Origin of the sequence: Streptomyces sp. NRRL F-5126 (genome assembly GCF_000721265.1) — a bacterium.
GTDB lineage: Bacteria > Actinomycetota > Actinomycetes > Streptomycetales > Streptomycetaceae > Streptomyces.
On record NZ_JOFZ01000006.1, the window covers coordinates 372587 to 387605 of the forward strand.

The 15019-nt window shown below is 74.1% G+C and carries 14 protein-coding genes; 5 read left to right on the forward strand and 9 right to left on the reverse strand.

The genetic code is table 11. The features are described from left to right. Positions 1-24: 24 nt before the first annotated feature. Positions 25-969 (reverse strand): YihY/virulence factor BrkB family protein, encoded by a 945-nt coding sequence (locus IH48_RS0114580; RefSeq protein WP_037841920.1) that lies wholly within the window; start codon positions 967-969, stop codon positions 25-27. A gap of 148 nt (positions 970-1117) precedes the next feature. Between IH48_RS0114580 and IH48_RS0114585 the strand changes: the two genes are divergently transcribed. Together IH48_RS0114585 and IH48_RS0114590 are read left to right on the forward strand one after the other, a co-directional pair. Continuing rightward, positions 1118-2596, forward strand: coding sequence for an FAD-binding oxidoreductase (locus IH48_RS0114585; RefSeq protein WP_078849724.1), 1479 nt, complete (start codon positions 1118-1120; stop codon positions 2594-2596). A gap of 40 nt (positions 2597-2636) precedes the next feature. Next, on the forward strand, positions 2637-3422 hold the full coding sequence (locus tag IH48_RS0114590) for an SDR family NAD(P)-dependent oxidoreductase (RefSeq protein ID WP_030903617.1): 786 nt from the start codon (positions 2637-2639) through the stop codon (positions 3420-3422). 39 nt (positions 3423-3461) lie between these two features. Here IH48_RS0114590 and IH48_RS0114595 read toward each other — a convergent pair whose 3' ends face one another. Together IH48_RS0114595 and trpS are read right to left on the reverse strand one after the other, a co-directional pair. Next, complete coding sequence (locus IH48_RS0114595) at positions 3462-4046, reverse strand: 2'-5' RNA ligase family protein (RefSeq protein ID WP_030903618.1); 585 nt, start codon at positions 4044-4046, stop codon at positions 3462-3464. Positions 4047-4222: 176 nt separating this feature from the next. Then, positions 4223-5236, reverse strand: coding sequence for a tryptophan--tRNA ligase (gene trpS / locus IH48_RS0114600; RefSeq protein WP_030903619.1), 1014 nt, complete (start codon positions 5234-5236; stop codon positions 4223-4225). Positions 5237-5467: 231 nt separating this feature from the next. Between trpS and rocD the strand changes: the two genes are divergently transcribed. Continuing rightward, a complete protein-coding gene (gene rocD / locus IH48_RS0114610; RefSeq protein ID WP_051839769.1) occupies positions 5468-6709 on the forward strand; it encodes an ornithine--oxo-acid transaminase in 1242 nt (413 codons plus the stop codon). A 341-nt stretch (positions 6710-7050) separates the two neighbouring features. After that, complete coding sequence (locus tag IH48_RS0114615; protein ID WP_199809954.1) at positions 7051-7977, forward strand: DMT family transporter; 927 nt, start codon at positions 7051-7053, stop codon at positions 7975-7977. Positions 7978-8035: 58 nt separating this feature from the next. On the opposite strand, the gene IH48_RS0114620 is transcribed toward IH48_RS0114615, so the two are convergent. From IH48_RS0114620 to IH48_RS0114630, 3 genes are read right to left on the reverse strand one after another with little or no spacing between them, the layout of a single operon-like run. Then, entirely contained in the window at positions 8036-9223 is a 1188-nt protein-coding gene (locus tag IH48_RS0114620) for a glutathionylspermidine synthase family protein (protein ID WP_030903623.1), read from the reverse strand. Between the two features lie 54 nt (positions 9224-9277). Next, positions 9278-9592 (reverse strand): hypothetical protein, encoded by a 315-nt coding sequence (locus tag IH48_RS0114625; RefSeq protein ID WP_051839770.1) that lies wholly within the window; start codon positions 9590-9592, stop codon positions 9278-9280. A 60-nt stretch (positions 9593-9652) separates the two neighbouring features. Continuing rightward, on the reverse strand, positions 9653-11179 hold the full coding sequence (locus tag IH48_RS0114630; RefSeq protein WP_420705485.1) for a PLP-dependent aminotransferase family protein: 1527 nt from the start codon (positions 11177-11179) through the stop codon (positions 9653-9655). 46 nt (positions 11180-11225) lie between these two features. Between IH48_RS0114630 and IH48_RS0114635 the strand changes: the two genes are divergently transcribed. Next, entirely contained in the window at positions 11226-11729 is a 504-nt protein-coding gene (locus tag IH48_RS0114635) for a carboxymuconolactone decarboxylase family protein (protein WP_030903626.1), read from the forward strand. 56 nt (positions 11730-11785) lie between these two features. On the opposite strand, the gene IH48_RS34380 is transcribed toward IH48_RS0114635, so the two are convergent. The 3 genes from IH48_RS34380 to IH48_RS0114650 all read right to left on the reverse strand — a co-directional run bounded on the left by IH48_RS34380 (position 11786) and on the right by IH48_RS0114650 (position 14852). Further along, on the reverse strand, positions 11786-12514 hold the full coding sequence (locus tag IH48_RS34380) for a hypothetical protein (protein WP_051839771.1): 729 nt from the start codon (positions 12512-12514) through the stop codon (positions 11786-11788). Between the two features lie 279 nt (positions 12515-12793). Next, positions 12794-13210 carry a hypothetical protein gene (locus IH48_RS0114645; protein WP_030903630.1) on the reverse strand — a complete coding sequence of 139 codons (417 nt, stop codon included), beginning with the start codon at positions 13208-13210 and terminating at the stop codon, positions 12794-12796. After that, the gene (locus IH48_RS0114650) at positions 13194-14852 is read right to left on the reverse strand and encodes a hypothetical protein (protein WP_078849725.1); all 1659 of its coding nucleotides are present in this window, start codon (positions 14850-14852) and stop codon (positions 13194-13196) included. Before IH48_RS0114650 ends, IH48_RS0114645 begins: the two co-directional genes overlap by 17 nt. Between the last annotated feature and the right edge of the window lie 167 nt (positions 14853-15019).

The following is a 15019-nucleotide window of genomic DNA, read 5'->3' on the forward strand; positions in this document are numbered from 1 at the left end:
CCCGCAGCGCCGGCGTCATGAGGGTCACGCCTCCTCGGCCCGCTCCGCATCCTCGGCCGCCTTCTCCCGCTCCCGCTCCGCGGCCTCACGCTCGTTCAGCTCGGCCCTGCTCGGCTCGTCCTTGCCGGGCGTCGCCGTCCAGGCCGCGCACACGAGGAGCAGCTTCGCGGTGAAGTTGATCCACAGCAGCAGCGCGACGGGCGTGCCGAACGCGCCGTACATCGACTTGCCTGCGACCTGGCTGATGTAGCCGCCCATCAGCAGTTTCAGCACCTCGAAGCCGATGGCCCCGATCAGTCCCGCCACCACGAGCCGCCGCCTGGCCGGCTTGACGCCGGGCAGCAGCGTCAGCACGTACAGCAGCAGCAGGAAGTCGGCGAGCACCGCGATCAGGATCGAGCCCGCCTGGAGGAGGAAGCCGGTCGGGCCGTCCTCGGGGATGCCGAGCTGCCGCGCGGTCCAGCCGACGGCCGTCGAGCCGAACGTCGAGGCGCCGAGCGAGGCGAGCCCCACGGCGCCTAGGCCGACGAGTGTCAGGGTGTCCCTGGCCTTCAGGAGGAACGGGTTGCCCTCGGGCTGGTCCTCCTTCTCCCAGACGGCGCGCAGGCACTCCCGCATGGAGCCGATCCACCCGATGCCGGTGAACAGCAGCAGCGCGCCCGCCACCACCCCGACCGTGCCCGCGTTCTGCACGAGCGCGTTGATGTCGAGCTGGTCGGAGATGCCGGGGACCTGGGCCGAGATGTTGTGCTGCACCTGATGGAGTTGGCTCGTGCTGAGCAGCACGGCCCCGATCGCGGCGCCGACCGTGATCAGCGGGAAGAGCGCGATGAAGCTGATGAACGTGATGGCGGCGGCGAGCCGCGCCCAGTGCACCCGGTCCAGCGTCTCGTACGAGCGCCAGGCGTGCGTCAGCATCAGCTTGGCGACGAACGGGCCGATGACGGGGAGTTTTTTCAGCCAGTCCATGGCAAGAGGCCTACCCCCGGATCGTGGATGCAGCGGACACGATCTCGTGTGCCCCTTCCCGAAAATATGAGTACCGCTTGATACGAGTAGCGCGACTACCGTGCCGGACGCCGCATTCCGGGCCTTACCGGGCGATACCGTCGCCCCCATGGCTGTGGAGAGCGTGGAGAGCACTGACGCACCGGACGCACCGGTCCCGGAGGCATCGCACCCGCCGGACGATCGCGCCCTGGCCTTCGACGTCGCGCCGCTCACCGGTCGCGGCCGCACCGCGCCCACCACCGCCGTGCTGGTGCGCCCGCGGTCGTACGAGGAGGCCGCGGCCGCGCTCGGCGCGAGCCGGTCCGCGCCGGGGGCGCGCGGCGCCGTCGCACGCGGCCTCGGCACAGCCCACGGCGACGCCGCACGCAACGCGGGCGGGACGGTCCTCGACCTGGCGGGGCTCGACCTGGTCCGCTCCGTCGACACGGAGGCGGGCCTGGCCGTCTGCGACGCGGGCGTGCCGCTGCGCAGGCTGGCCGAGGCGGCGCTCGAACTCGGCTGGTCCCTGCCCGTGCTGCCCACGGCGGCGGGCGGGTCCTGGCCGACCGTCGGCGGCGCGCTCGCGGCCGACCTGCACGGCGGCGACCACCACGCCTGCGGCTCGTTCGCCCGCCACGTCACGTCGCTGCGGCTGCTGACGGCCGACGGCTCCGTGCGCACGGTCGACGCCGGTACGCCGCTGTTCGACGCGACGGCCGGCGGTCTCGGCCTGACCGGGGTGATCCTCTCGGCCACCGTGCGGCTGCGGCGCGCGGCGAGCCCGCTGCTCGCCGTCGACACGGAGCGCGCCACGGGCCTGGACGACCTGCTCTCGCGCCTGTCGCTGACCGACCACCGCTACCGGTGGTCGACCGCCTGGCTCGACCTCCTCACGCGGGGGCCCGCGCTGGGGCGCGGGGTGCTGACCCGCGCGCTCCACGTGCCGGTCGAGGCACTGCCCGGACGCGCCCGCGCCCGCGCACGTGCCCGTGCCCGCGCCCGCGCCACGCGCCCCGCCCCGTTCACGCTGCCCGCCGTGCCGTCCCTGCCGCCGGAACTGGTCCCGGACGGCCTGCTGGGCGCCGGGGCGGCACGTGCGCTGAACGCGCTGCGTTTCCGGGCCTCGCCGCCGCGCAGGGCGCGGGCCCTGCGGCCGCTGACCCGGCCGCTCGGCCGGTGGCCCGGCCTGGACCGCTGCTACGGCCGCGGCGGCTTCGTGCGGTACGAGTGCGCCCTCGGTCTCGGCCACGAGGACGCGCTGCACCGGATCGTGCGCAACGTCGCGCGCCGGGCCGTGCCGGTGCCCGCGGCGACGCTCCAGCGCCTCGGCGCAGCGGGCACGGGCCTGCTGTCGTTCCCCCTGCCCGGCTGGGCCCTCGCGCTCGACATCCCCGCGAGCGCGGGCGGCCTCGGCCGCTTCCTCGACGAACTGGACGAGGAGGTGGCCGCCGCGGGCGGCCGCGTCGATCTCGCCCAGGACGCGCGGCTGCGGCCCGACCTGCTGGAGTCGATGTACCCGCGCCTCGCCGAGTTCAGGGCGGTGCGCGCCGGACTCGATCCCGACGGCGTCATCACGTCCGACCTGGCCCGCAGGCTCGCGCTCTGAGAACCCGGCCAGAGAACCCGAACCCCGAATGGAGACACCGATGAAGGACGCGTTCGGCGCCCCGCAGTCCCTGCTGGTACTCGGCGGCACGTCCGGGATCGGCCTCGCCACCGCGCGCAGGCTCATCGCGCGGCGGGCCAGGACGGTGTGGCTCGCCGGGCGCCCCTCCCCCGCGCTGGACGCCGCGGCCGCGTCGCTGCGCGCGCTGCGCCCGGACGGCCGGGCCGTGGGCACCGTGGACGTCCGTACGGTCGCCTTCGACGCACTCGACCCGGCGTCCCACGAGGAGGCGCTCGGCAAGGTCTTCGCCGAGGGCGACATCGACCTGGCGCTGCTCGCCTTCGGCGCGGCAGGCGACCAGGGTCACGACGAGGCCGACCCGCTCGCCGCCGTGCGCGTCGCGCAGACGAACTACACCGGGGCGCTGTCCGCCTCGCTGGTGTGCGCCGGCGCGATGCAGGCGCAGGGGCACGGCGCGCTGGTGGTGCTGTCGTCCGTGGCGGGCGAGCGCGCCCGGCGCGCCGACTTCATCTACGGGTCGAGCAAGGCCGGCCTCGACACGTTCACGCAGGGCCTGAGCGAGGCGATGGACGGCACGGGCGTGCAGGTCATGACCGTGCGCCCGGGCGCGGTGACGCCGCGGCACGTGACGGGCGGACGGCTGACCACCAGCGCGGAGGAGGTGGCGAGCGCGATCGAGCTGGGGCTGCGGCGCCGCTCCGCCACGGTGTACGTGCCGGCGCGGCTGCGGTTCGTGATGGCGGCGCTCAGGCACCTGCCGGGTCCGGTGTACCGGGCGGTGCAGGACGCGACCGTCCCGGAGTGACGGGCAGGGCGGCCCCCGCGCTCAGCGGTCCACCGGTGCTCAGCGGCTCACCGGCGCACGGCGGTGCGGCGCGCCCTGCGGCGGCACGCCGTGGGCCTCACCGCCGCCGAACGCGTACTCGCGCAGCTTGCGCCAGACGGCGTCGCAGCCCTGCTCGTACAGCGCGAACGACGTGCACGCCCAGGCGGCGCCGAAGTCGGCGAGCTCCTCGTACGCGCGGTCCATCGCCTCCTCGGCGATGGCGTGCGCGACCGTCACGTGCGGGTGGTACGGGAACTGCAGGTCGCGTGCGAGCGGCCCCGACGCGTCACGCACCCGCTTCTGGATCCAGTTGCAGGCCGAGCCGCCCTCCACCACCTGTACGTACACGACGGGCGACAGCGGCCGGAACGTGCCTGTGCCCGACAGCCGCATCGGGAAGGGCCTGCTCGCGGCGGCGACGGCGGCGAGGTGGGCCTCCACCACCGGCAGTGCTTCCGCGACGGCCTCGGTGGGCGGCAGGAGGGTGACGTGTGTGGGGATGCCGTGTGCGGCGGGATCCCCGAAGCTCGCGCGCTGCTGCTGGAGCAGGCTGCCGAACGGCTCCGGGACCGCGATCGAAACGCCGAGCGTTACGGTCCCCACATCGATCTCCTCGCTGTCGACCACTATCAGCTTTTCGGCTTTTCGTCCGGACTTGTCGGTACTCGGCCCGGACGCACGCCAGTGTGGCCCTCCCGGGGCCTCGTGACCAGTGTCCGCCATGTGGGACGTTTCCGGCGTCGCCCGACCGGCCCCCTGTGCCGGCCGGGCGGCTGCGATCAGTGCTTCGCGGGCAGGAATCCGATCCTGTCGTACGCGGTCGCCAGCGTCTCCGCGGCCACGGCACGCGCCTTCTCCGCGCCGGTCGCGAGGAGGGCGTCCAGGGTCTCCGGGTCCTCAAGGAACTCGTGCGTCCGGTCCCTGAAAGGTGTGACGAAATCGACCATGACGTCCGCGAGGTCCGTCTTGAGCGCTCCGTAGCCCTTGCCCGTGTAGCGGGCTTCGAGGTCCCCGATGGAAGTGCCGGTCAGCGTCGAGAAGATCGTCAGCAGGTTGCTCACGCCCGGCTTGTTCTCGGCGTCGAAGACGATCTCGGAGCCGGTGTCGGTGACGGCGCTCTTCACCTTCTTGGCGGTGGCCTTCGGCTCGTCGAGCAGGTTGATCAGGCCCTTGGGAGTGGACGCCGACTTGCTCATCTTGATGGCCGGGTCCTGCAAGTCGTAGATCTTCGCGGTCTCCTTGACGATGTGCGGCGAGGGGACGGTGAAGGTGTGTCCGAAGCGCCCGTTGAACCGCTCCGCGAGGTCGCGCGTCAGCTCGACGTGCTGGCGCTGGTCCTCGCCCACCGGCACGGAGTCGGCCTGGTACAGCAGGATGTCGGCGACCTGGAGCACCGGGTAGGTGAAGAGGCCGACGGTCGTGCGGTCGGCGCCCTGCTTGGCCGACTTGTCCTTGAACTGCGTCATGCGGGAGGCCTCGCCGAACCCGGTGATGCAGTTCATCACCCAGCCGAGCTGCGCGTGCTCGGGAACGTGGCTCTGCACGAACAGCGTGCACCGCTGCGGGTCGAGCCCGGCGGCGAGCAGCTGCGCGGCGGCGAGGCGGGTGTTCGCACGCAGCACGGCCGGGTCCTGCGGCACGGTGATGGCGTGCAGGTCGACGACCATGTAGAAGGCGTCGTGGGACTCCTGGAGGGCGGCGTACTGGCGGATGGCGCCGAGGTAGTTGCCCAGGTGGAAGGAGCCGGCTGTGGGCTGGATGCCGGAGAGGGCGCGGGGACGGTCTGAGGCCATGGGCCCATTCTCTCAGGCCGTCGGGAGGCCGGCGTGCCGGTCCTGATGCCCGACATCCCGGTCGAGGCCGCGCGGCCCGCGCAGCGTCTTGTGCGTCGTGGCCGGCACGGCGTCCGCGTGCGGTCGCCGTGCGACCCTCGCACGGAGGATCAGCATTGCCTGCCGCAGGGCAGTAATCCGAGAGAAACTGGCGTACGACCCTCTTCGTGCCGAACGATCGGAGGACACACCATGTCGACCACCTCAAGCCCCGCGGGACAGGTGACCGGGCAGGGCACCGCGCAGGCCATCGCCTCGGCCGAGGCCCACAGCGCGCACAATTACCACCCGCTGCCCGTCGTCGTGTCCTCCGCGGACGGCGCGTGGATGACCGACGTCGAGGGCCGCCGCTACCTGGACATGCTGGCCGGCTACTCGGCCCTCAACTTCGGCCACCGCAACCAGCGGCTGATCGATGCGGCGAAGGCGCAGCTCGAACGGGTGACGCTCACGTCGCGCGCGTTCCACCACGACCGGTTCGCGCAGTTCTGCGCGCAACTCGCCGAGCTCTGCGGCATGGAGATGGTGCTGCCGATGAACACGGGCGCCGAGGCGGTCGAGACGGCGGTCAAGACGGCACGCAAGTGGGGGTACGAGGTGAAGGGGGTGCCGGACGGCGAGGCGAGGATCGTCGTCGCGTCCGGCAACTTCCACGGCCGTACGACGACCGTCGTCAGCTTCTCGACGGACCCGGAGGCGCGGGCCGGCTTCGGCCCGTACACCCCGGGCTTCGACGTGGTGCCGTACGGGGACGCCGCGGCGCTCGAAGCCGCGGTCACGGACCGCACGGTCGCGGTGCTGCTCGAACCGATCCAGGGCGAGGCGGGCGTGCTGGTGCCGCCGCCCGGCTACCTGGCGGCGGTGCGCGAGCTGACGCGCGCACGGAACGTGCTGTTCGTGGCGGACGAGATCCAGTCGGGCCTCGGCCGCACGGGCCGCACGTTCGCGTGCGAGCACGAGGGCGTGGTGCCGGACATGTACGTGCTGGGCAAGGCCCTCGGCGGCGGGGTCGTGCCGGTGTCCGCGGTGGTGTCGTCGGCGGAGGTGCTCGGCGTGTACCGGCCGGGCGAGCACGGCTCGACGTTCGGCGGGAACCCGCTGGCGTGCGCGGTGGGGCTCGAAGTGATCGCCATGCTCAGGACGGGCGAGTACCAGGAGCGCGCGGCGTGCCTGGGCGACCACCTGCACGAGCAGCTCGGCCTGCTGGTCGGCGGCGGGGTGACGCAGGTGCGTGGCCGCGGCCTGTGGGCGGGCGTGGACATCGCCCCGCGGCACGGCACGGGCCGGCAGGTCTCCGAGCGGCTGATGGACAGGGGCGTGCTGGTGAAGGACACCCACGGCTCGACGATCCGCCTGGCGCCACCGCTGGTGATCTCACGGGAGGACCTGGACTGGGGGCTGGCGCAGCTGCGGGGCGTCCTGGCGGAGTCGTAGCCGCCTCCGCCAGGACGCTCGACAGCGTTCCCCGCCGGGACGCCGGTCCCGGCGGGATGCGCCCGCCCCCAACGGCACCCCCGGCCGGCCAACCGGCAACGCGGGCGCCGCGCCGACGGCCCCACCGGCCGCTACCACGGCGGACAGCCCGCGGCCGCCCCAAGAACGGCAGACCACGCGCCCTGCCCGAGGCACCACGCCAGGCGGGAGGCGCCCGCACCGAAGCACGGGGCGTGCGTCACTGCCGAGGCATCGGGCTCTCCTGGCCGGACGGGGCCGCGGCGGCGCGGCGGGAGGGGTGTTCACCCGGGCGGGTTACTGTTCGGACCGTGCTTCCTGGGATGCTCTGCGCGCTCGGCGCCGCCGTCTGCTTCGGTACCGCGGCCGTACTCCAGGCCGCCGCCACGCGCAGCACCGCGCCCGGCAGCGGCTCCGGGGTCGACGCGGCGCTCTTCCTGCGTGCCGCGCGGCAGTGGCGCTACCTGCTGGGGCTCCTGCTCGACGCGGGCGGGTTCGCGCTCCAGATCGTCGCGCTGCGCTCGCTGCCCATCTACGTCGTCGGCGCGGCCCTCGCCGCGAGCCTCGCCGTGACGGCGGTGGTGGCCGCGCGGCTGCTGTCGGTGCGGCTGAGCCGTACCGAGTGGGCGGCCGTCGCGGTCGTCTGCTGCGGGCTCGCCATGCTCGGCCTCGCCTCAGGGCCCGAGGGCGGCACGGCCGGCTCGTCCGGGCTGCGCTGGGCCATGCTCGCCGTCGCCGCGTTCGTGCTGCTCGTCGGCGTCGTCGGGGGGCGGCTGCCGGGCAGGGCGAGAGCGCTCGTGCTCGGCCTCGGGTCGGGTGTCGGCTTCGGCGTCGTCGAGGTGGCGGTGCGGCTCATCGACTCGCTCGACCTCGCGTCGGGCCGCTTCTGGACGAACCCCGCGTTGTACGCGCTGCTCGCGGCGGGCGGCGCCGCGTTCCTGCTGCTCACATCCGCGCTCCAGCGCGGTTCCGTGACGACCGCGACGGCCGGGATGGTGGTGGGCGAGACCGTCGGACCCGCGCTCGTGGGCGTCGTCTGGCTGGGCGACCGCACGCGGCCGGGCCTGGGCTGGCTGGCGGTGCTGGGCTTCGCCGTCGCGGTCGCGGGGGCGCTGCTGCTGGCGCGCTTCGGCGAGGCGCCGGAGGCCGCCGCGGACGGGACGGACGTGACGGGCCATGCCGCGCCCGTCGGTACGGCGGGAGCCGTGGAGGCACCCGGGGCGACCAGAGCGCCCGGCGCCGCAGGATGACGCCGCGTGGCGCGTGGTGCGGTGGCCGGCCGCCACGCGCCGGCCACCGCACCACCCGTCAGCGGATCACGTGCGGCACGAACCGCGCGTACTCGTCCGTCACGAGCCCCGACGACTCCCTGATGCTCAGGCCCGCCGCCTCGTCCTGGACCACCCACGCGCCGAGTACGACGCGGTTGCCGTCGAAGTCCGGCAGCGCCGACAGCTCCTGGTAGCAGCAGCGCTCGTCGCGCACGGGCGCCGCCTCGCCAGGGCCGTGGATCATGACACCGTCGCCCTCACGGCCGAGCAGCGGCTTCGAGACGTAGCCCGGGCCGTTCGCGGCGAGCTCGCGCGGGCCGTCCAGGTAGGACGGGAGCAGGTTCGGGTGGCCCGGGTACAGCTCCCACAGAATCGCCAGCAGCGCCTTGTTGGACAGCAGCATCTTCCAGGCCGGCTCGATCCAGCACGTGGTGCCCGTGCCGCCGCCGTTGTCCAGCGTGGCGAGCACGTGCGGCCCGAAGTCGTCGGTGGCCAGCCACTCCCACGGGTAGAGCTTGAAGCAGCTGCGGACGAAGCGCAGCTTGTCGTCGACGAACCGGCCCGCGATGTCGTCCCAGCCGATCGACTCGACCGACAGTGCCTCCGTGTGGAGGCCGGCCTGTTCGGCCGTCTCGCGCAGGTAGGCGACCGTCATCAGGTCCTCGCCGAGCTCGTCGAGTTCGCTGTGGACGAAGTGCAGCGGTCCTGGCGGCAGCAGGGGCGCCTGCTTCTTCCACGCCTCGACGAGCCGTTCGTGCAGGGAGTTCCACTGGTCGGCGCCCGGGAAGCGCTCCTCCATCCAGAACCACTGCGCGCTCGCCGCCTCGACCAGCGACGTGGGCGTGTCGGCGTTGTACTCCAGCATCTTGGCCGGTCCGCCCGCGCCGTCGTAGCGCAGGTCGAACCGCCCGTACACCGAGGGGAGTTCGTCCCTGCGGTGCCAGGAGTCCGCGACCGCGTCCGCAAGGCGGCGGTCGGTGATGCCGAGATCCGCGAACCGGCCCTCGGCCACGATGTGCTGCGCCGCGGCGAGGCACATCGTGTGGAGTTCCTCGACGACTTCCTCCAGCGCCTCGACCTCGGGCAGCGTGAAGGAGTAGTACGCGCTCTCGTCCCAGTAGGGCCGCAGCGAGTCGTCCGGGTAGCGGGTGAGCGGGTAGATCACGCCCTGCGCCTCGACGATGCGCTGCCAGTCGGGGCGCGGTTCGATCGTGTGGCGCCTCATCGCCGGCTCCGCGCGGCGGTGCACTTCCGCGCGGCGGTGCCGGGCGCGGTGCCGTCAGCCACCGCTCGACCCCTTGCGGCTGCCGCCGAACCCGCCGCGGCTCACGGCCGACTTGGAGAACCCGCCACCCGAGACGCGGCCCTTGGTGACCGTCCCGCCGTAGTAGTAGCGGCCGTCGCCGCTGCCCTTGCACCTGCTGTCGGGCAGCAGCTTGTGCGTCGACGGGTCGACGCAGCGCTTGTCGGGATCGTTGCCGCACGCCACGAGCGTGGTCGCGAGCAGTCCCATTCCCCCGAGCACGACAGCGCTCGACCTCAACTTCCGGCGCGTGGTCACGCGCCACCCCCCTTGTTGTTTTTCTTCAGCCATCCGCGTTCCGGCCACCGTAGTACGTACGTGCGGAACGCCACCAGCCGCGCAGCGCCCGAGTCAGGGCAGGGCACGGCACAGCGCGTCGAGCGCGCCGTGCCACGCGCTGTCCGGCGGCGTCCCGTAGCCGACCACCAGCGCCGCACGCTCCCGCACGCCAGGCAGCCCGGCCGCGTCCTCGTGGACGTAGGAGCGCAGGCCGTCCACCGCGAGGCCCTGCCACGCGGCCGCCGAGGTCACCGACTCCTCGGTGCCCGGCGGGAGTTCGAGCACCGCGTGCAGTCCGGCCGCGATGCCGGTGACCCGGATGCCGGGCGCGCGCTCCGCGATCGCGTCGACGAGCTGGTCACGGCGGCGCCGGTAGCGCAGCCGCATCGCGCGCACATGCCGGTCGTACGCCCCCGACGTGATGAACTCGGCGAGCGTCAGCTGGCCGAGGGCGCCGGGCGCCCAGTCCGCGTGGCCCTTGGCGGCCACCACCTCCGCGGTCATCGCGCGCGGCACCACCATCCAGCCGATGCGCAGGCCCGGGGCGAGCGACTTGCTCGCCGTGCCGAAGTAGACGACGCGCTCGGGATCGAGGCTCTGGAGGGCGCCCACCGGCTGCCGGTCGTAGCGGAACTCGCCGTCGTAGTCGTCCTCCAGGATCAGCCCCCCGGTGGCGCGCGCCCAGTCCACGACGGCCGCGCGGCGCCCCGGGGTCAGGGGCACCCCGGTGGGGAACTGGTGGGCGGGCGTGAGCAGGACGGCGCCCGCGCCGCGCACGCCGGGCAGCGCCGAGGTGACGGTGCCGTCCCCGTCGAGCGGCAGGCCGGGCGTGCGCAACCCCGCCTCCGTCAGCAGCGACCGGTACTGCGGGACGCTGTACGCCTCGACGGCGACCGTACGCACGCCACGCGCGCCGAGTACGGAGCCGATCAGCCGGAGGCCGTGGACGAAGCCCGCGCACACGATGACGCGGTCGGGGTCCACGCGCACGCCGCGGGCGCGCGCGAGGTAGCCGGCGAGTGCGGTGCGCAGCTCGATCCGTCCGCGCGGGTCCCCGTACCCGAAGGCGTCGTGCGGTGCCGCGGTCACGGCGCGCCGGGCCGCCGCGAGCCACTGCGCGCGCGGGAAGGCCGCGAGCGTCGGGCTGCCGGGCAGCAGGTCGTAGCGTGCGTTCGCACCGCGCAGGGGCCCCGGCGCCGAGGGCGGGGGTCCCGGCGCCGGCTCGCCCACGGCCTTGCGGGGCGCCGTGCGGCGGGCGACGCGCGTACCGGAGCCCTGCCGCGAGGTGAGCCAGCCCTCGGCGGCGAGTTCCGCGTAGGCGTCGGCGACGGTGCCACGCGCGACGGACAGGTCGGCGGCGAGTACCCGGGAGGACGGCAGCCGGGTGCCGGGAGCGAGACGTCCGCTGCGCACGGCTTCGCGCAGCGCCTCCATGAGCGAGGCGCGCAGGCCGTGCCCGGCGCGCAGCTCCAGGCCGTCGAGGTGCAGGTCGGCGCCGGGCCCAGCGGGAGCGGACGCGCCGTCCGCCGGTCCGCTCGCCGGTCCGCCCGCCGGTCCGCCCTCTACTCCGTTCGCCGGATTGGCCCATCGTTCTGTCACAGGAATGGACCATACACATGTGCCACTGACTGCCTACGGTGGAGGCATGACAGCCAACGAGAGCAATGACCAGCGCATGCCGGAACACACCCCCAGGCTCGACCCGGCGAAGCTCGTCCCCGACGTCTACAAGGCCATGGTCCGGCTGGACGCGGCGGCACGGCAGGGCGTCGACCCGACGATCCTCGAACTGGTCAAGATCCGGGCGTCGCAGATCAACCACTGCGCGTTCTGCGTCGACATGCACAGCAAGGACGCGTTCGCCGCGGGCGAGTCGGTGGAGCGGGTCGTCCAGCTGAGCGCCTGGGAGGAGTCGCAGCACTTCTACACGGCGCGGGAGATCGCCGCGATCGAACTGACCGAGGCGATCACGGTCCTGACGGACGGCTTCGTGCCGGACGAGGTCTACGACAGGGCGGCGAAGCAGTTCGACGAGACCGAGCTGGCGCACCTGATCTCGGCGATCACGGTGATCAACGCGTGGAACCGCTTCGGCGTCACCACGAGGATGGTGCCGGGCCACTACACGCCCGCCGGCCACCACCGCTGATCCGGCCGCGCCCTTGCGGGTGAACGCGCCGTCGCCGTCATGCCGGGCCCCAGGCCTCAGGCGGACGGCGACGCCGTGTCCGGCTCTCCCGCTCCGACCGGGGCGAACCGCGACAGCGCCGCCGCGAGCAGCGTGTGCTGCACGGGCATCCGGTCCTGGGGCGCGGCGACGAGCACCGCGTACTTCCTGCCGTCGACCGCGGTGAAAACCCGCTCGATGCCCTCCCGGACGGAGCCGGTGCTCTCGCTGTCGTACGCGTAGACCAGCTCGGCGGCGTCACCCGTGGGGTTCTCCGGTCCGCTCGGCACCTGTCCGAGGGAGATCTGCCGGTAACCGGGCGCCTTGGACAGCCCCTGTGACGCGGCCTCGGCCGCCTCTTCCGGCGTCAGTGACTTCTCGGTGACGGTGAAGACCTGAAGCAGGCTCGCCCCGTCGGCCGAGGTGTAGAAGACGGAGGCCCCCTGTTCGCTGCGGGTCCAGCGCTCGGGCACGGCGATGGTGAACCCCTTCGGGTCGCGCACCTCGCGCACGCCGTCGGGCAGATCGGAGGCGGCCGGCTCGGAGGGGCCGCCGCCTGTGCCGCCCGAGGCGGACAGGCCGGGCGAGCGGTGGGCCGGCGGAGCGCCGGCGGCCGACGCGGCGGGGCTGCCGCCGCCGTGGCCTGCCGTGGCCGGCGGCGAGCCCGCGGTCGCCGCCGGCCAGACCCCGGCGGCGATCCCGCCCAGGACGACGGCCCCGGAGACGGCGGCCACCGGGCCGCGCCGCGCGCGCAGCGCTGCCCGCACCCTGGCACTCCGGCTGGCGGCACCGTCCGGGCCGGCGGCAGCGTCGTCACCCCGGCTCGCGGCCCCGGCGGGCACCTCGTCCGGTCCCGGCGTCCGCTCATGTGCCGTCGGGAATGCCGGATCGTAGGCAGCAGAGGGCGGAAGCGACGGAAGTGGCGGCGGAGGCGGCTGGTACGGCCGCACGGGTGCGCCGCCCTCCTCCCAGCGCTGTGCCTCGCCGTTCCACCAGGGCCGCGCGGCCGGCTCGCGCCGCCCGCTCCCCCCGGGTCCGCCCACGCGTCAGCTCCCCAGCAGTCCGGCGACCGACTGCGCGACGGCGACACCCGACTCGAGGCCGCCGGTGATCGCTCCCGCGAGCCCGAGTGCCTCGCGCAGCCTGGCGAGGCGACCGGGAGTCGCGGCCCCTGCCGTCGTGACCTCCCCCTCGGTACGGGCGAGTTCGGCGTCGAGCGCGTCCGTCTCGTCGGCGCGGACACGGCGGGCGAGGTCCGCGCGGAGTTCACGTACGGCCGCGAGCAGTTGCTCCTGCGCGGGGTCGGTCACCGCCGCGTGCCGGTGGTTCACGTACGTCACGGTGGAGTGGTCGCCGATGCTCAGGGCGCTCTCGGTCACCCGGCCGATGTGGACCCCGGCCCCTGCCGCGGTTTGCTCCCCCGCCGCGGTACGCTCCCCCGCCCCGTCAGCTTCCCTGGCCACGGCCGGCCTCCCTCTCGTCGTTGACGCTGACGTTGTTGTTGTCCCCGATGCCCACGGCGCTGTTCCGCGCGCTCTCGACGTACACGCCGTGCCCGGAGACCTGGATGATCCGCTGCTCGAACTCACCTGTCGCGTAGCCCGCGTCGCGCAGCGTCGCCCGTACCCCGTCGGCCACCCGGTCCTGGATGCTCTTCACGTAGCGGCTCACGTCCATTTCCTGGAACCGCGACATTCCCGATTCGGAGCCCAGTTCGCGAACCGACAGCCCCGGCCCCTCGGGCAGCCCGTGCGCGTAGCCGTGGACGAGACGGTGCCAGCTCCTCACCGCCGCGTGGCCCAGCGCGTACAGCGCGGCCGGCGGCGCGGTAGCCGACTTCCCGAGCGCCAGGACCGCCTTGCCCACCACGTTCCTGCGCAGGTAGCGGTGCGCCCTGCGGTCCGCCTCACGGAAGTGCAGGCGTACGGGCAACAGCACGTGCGGCGCGAACTCCACCATCAGCATGCCGCCCTGGGTGTGCACCCGCACGAACACCGTGACGACGACCTCCTCGTGCCAACCGCCGACCCGGACGCGCAGGAAGTGGCGGCGGCCCTCGCCCCCCTCCTCCACGGCCGCCGCGCGGTGCGCCTCGAAGTCCGCCGCCGCGTACGGGGCGGCGTCGCGCCGCGGCATTCCGTCGGCGGGCAGGAACACGCACTCGTCGACGACCAGTTCGCGGAGCCTGTCACGCACCGCCTGGGAGGCTCGCTGGTCGGTGCGCGGCGACGGCACACGCAGGGCCTCGACGAGGGGGCGTACCCGCCGCAGCATCTCGGCGTTGTCGACGTGCGTGGGGGTCACTCCTTCGCGCGGCCGCAGCTCGATCGACAGGCTCCACACGTCGAACGGCTTCCCGTAGCCGCTGAAGGGCTCGTCCGAGCGGTACATGGACAGCGGGACGTGCTGTTCGGCGCGCAGCCGGTCGCGCAGCGAGCCGAGGCGCACGCCTCCGGCCGGCCGCTCGGCGGGGTCTGTACCGAGCACGGGAAACCGGCGGCGGGACAGCTCGCCCGTCACGACCCGCGCGGCCTGCCGCTCCCGCGCGGCCACCGCGCCGACGATCAGCAGGAACAGGAAGAGGACGAGCGCGGCGGGGGCCTGCCATCCTGCGCCGGGGTCCCCGGGCGGTCCCGGGCTGCCGGCGCCCGCGGGATTGTCGCCCGGGCCGGGGCCGCCGAACCCGCCGACGCCCATCTGCCCGTCGCCGTTCAGGAAGAGCGTGTCCGCGGGGGAGCCGCCGACGACGCCGATGGCGAGTGCGGCGCCCAGGTAGACGTAGGAAAGCCGCCCGATCCATCGCGCGATGAACGCCAGGACGCGCCGGGCCATCGGCGGGTGCGCGTCCTGGCCCCTGATCCACGGCGCGAGCGCCTGCCACACGGTGCCCCAGAGCAGCAAGGGCGAGAGTCCCTTCGCAAACAGCAGGGCGACGAGCCAGAGGACGACCAGGGCGCAGGCCCAGCCGATCTCCAACCGCCGTGCACGGGCGGCGTGCAGCAGGACACGCGCCGCGTCGAAGCCGACCGACGGCGCCGGGAAGCGTTCCTTGTGCACGCGCAGTTCGTCCAGCACGGCGTCCCGGTACCCGGGGTCCAGGTACACGCCTGCGCACAGGAGGCGGCAGGCCTCGCTGGCAGCGGGGTGGACGGGCCACCGCGCGGGCTCCCGCGGCGCGGCCCGGGGGCGCGGCGGTAACGCGCCGGCAGCGGGCCCGCGCGGACCGCCGGGTGCTCGCGGATCGTCCGGCCCCTGCGGTTCTGGCACCCGGA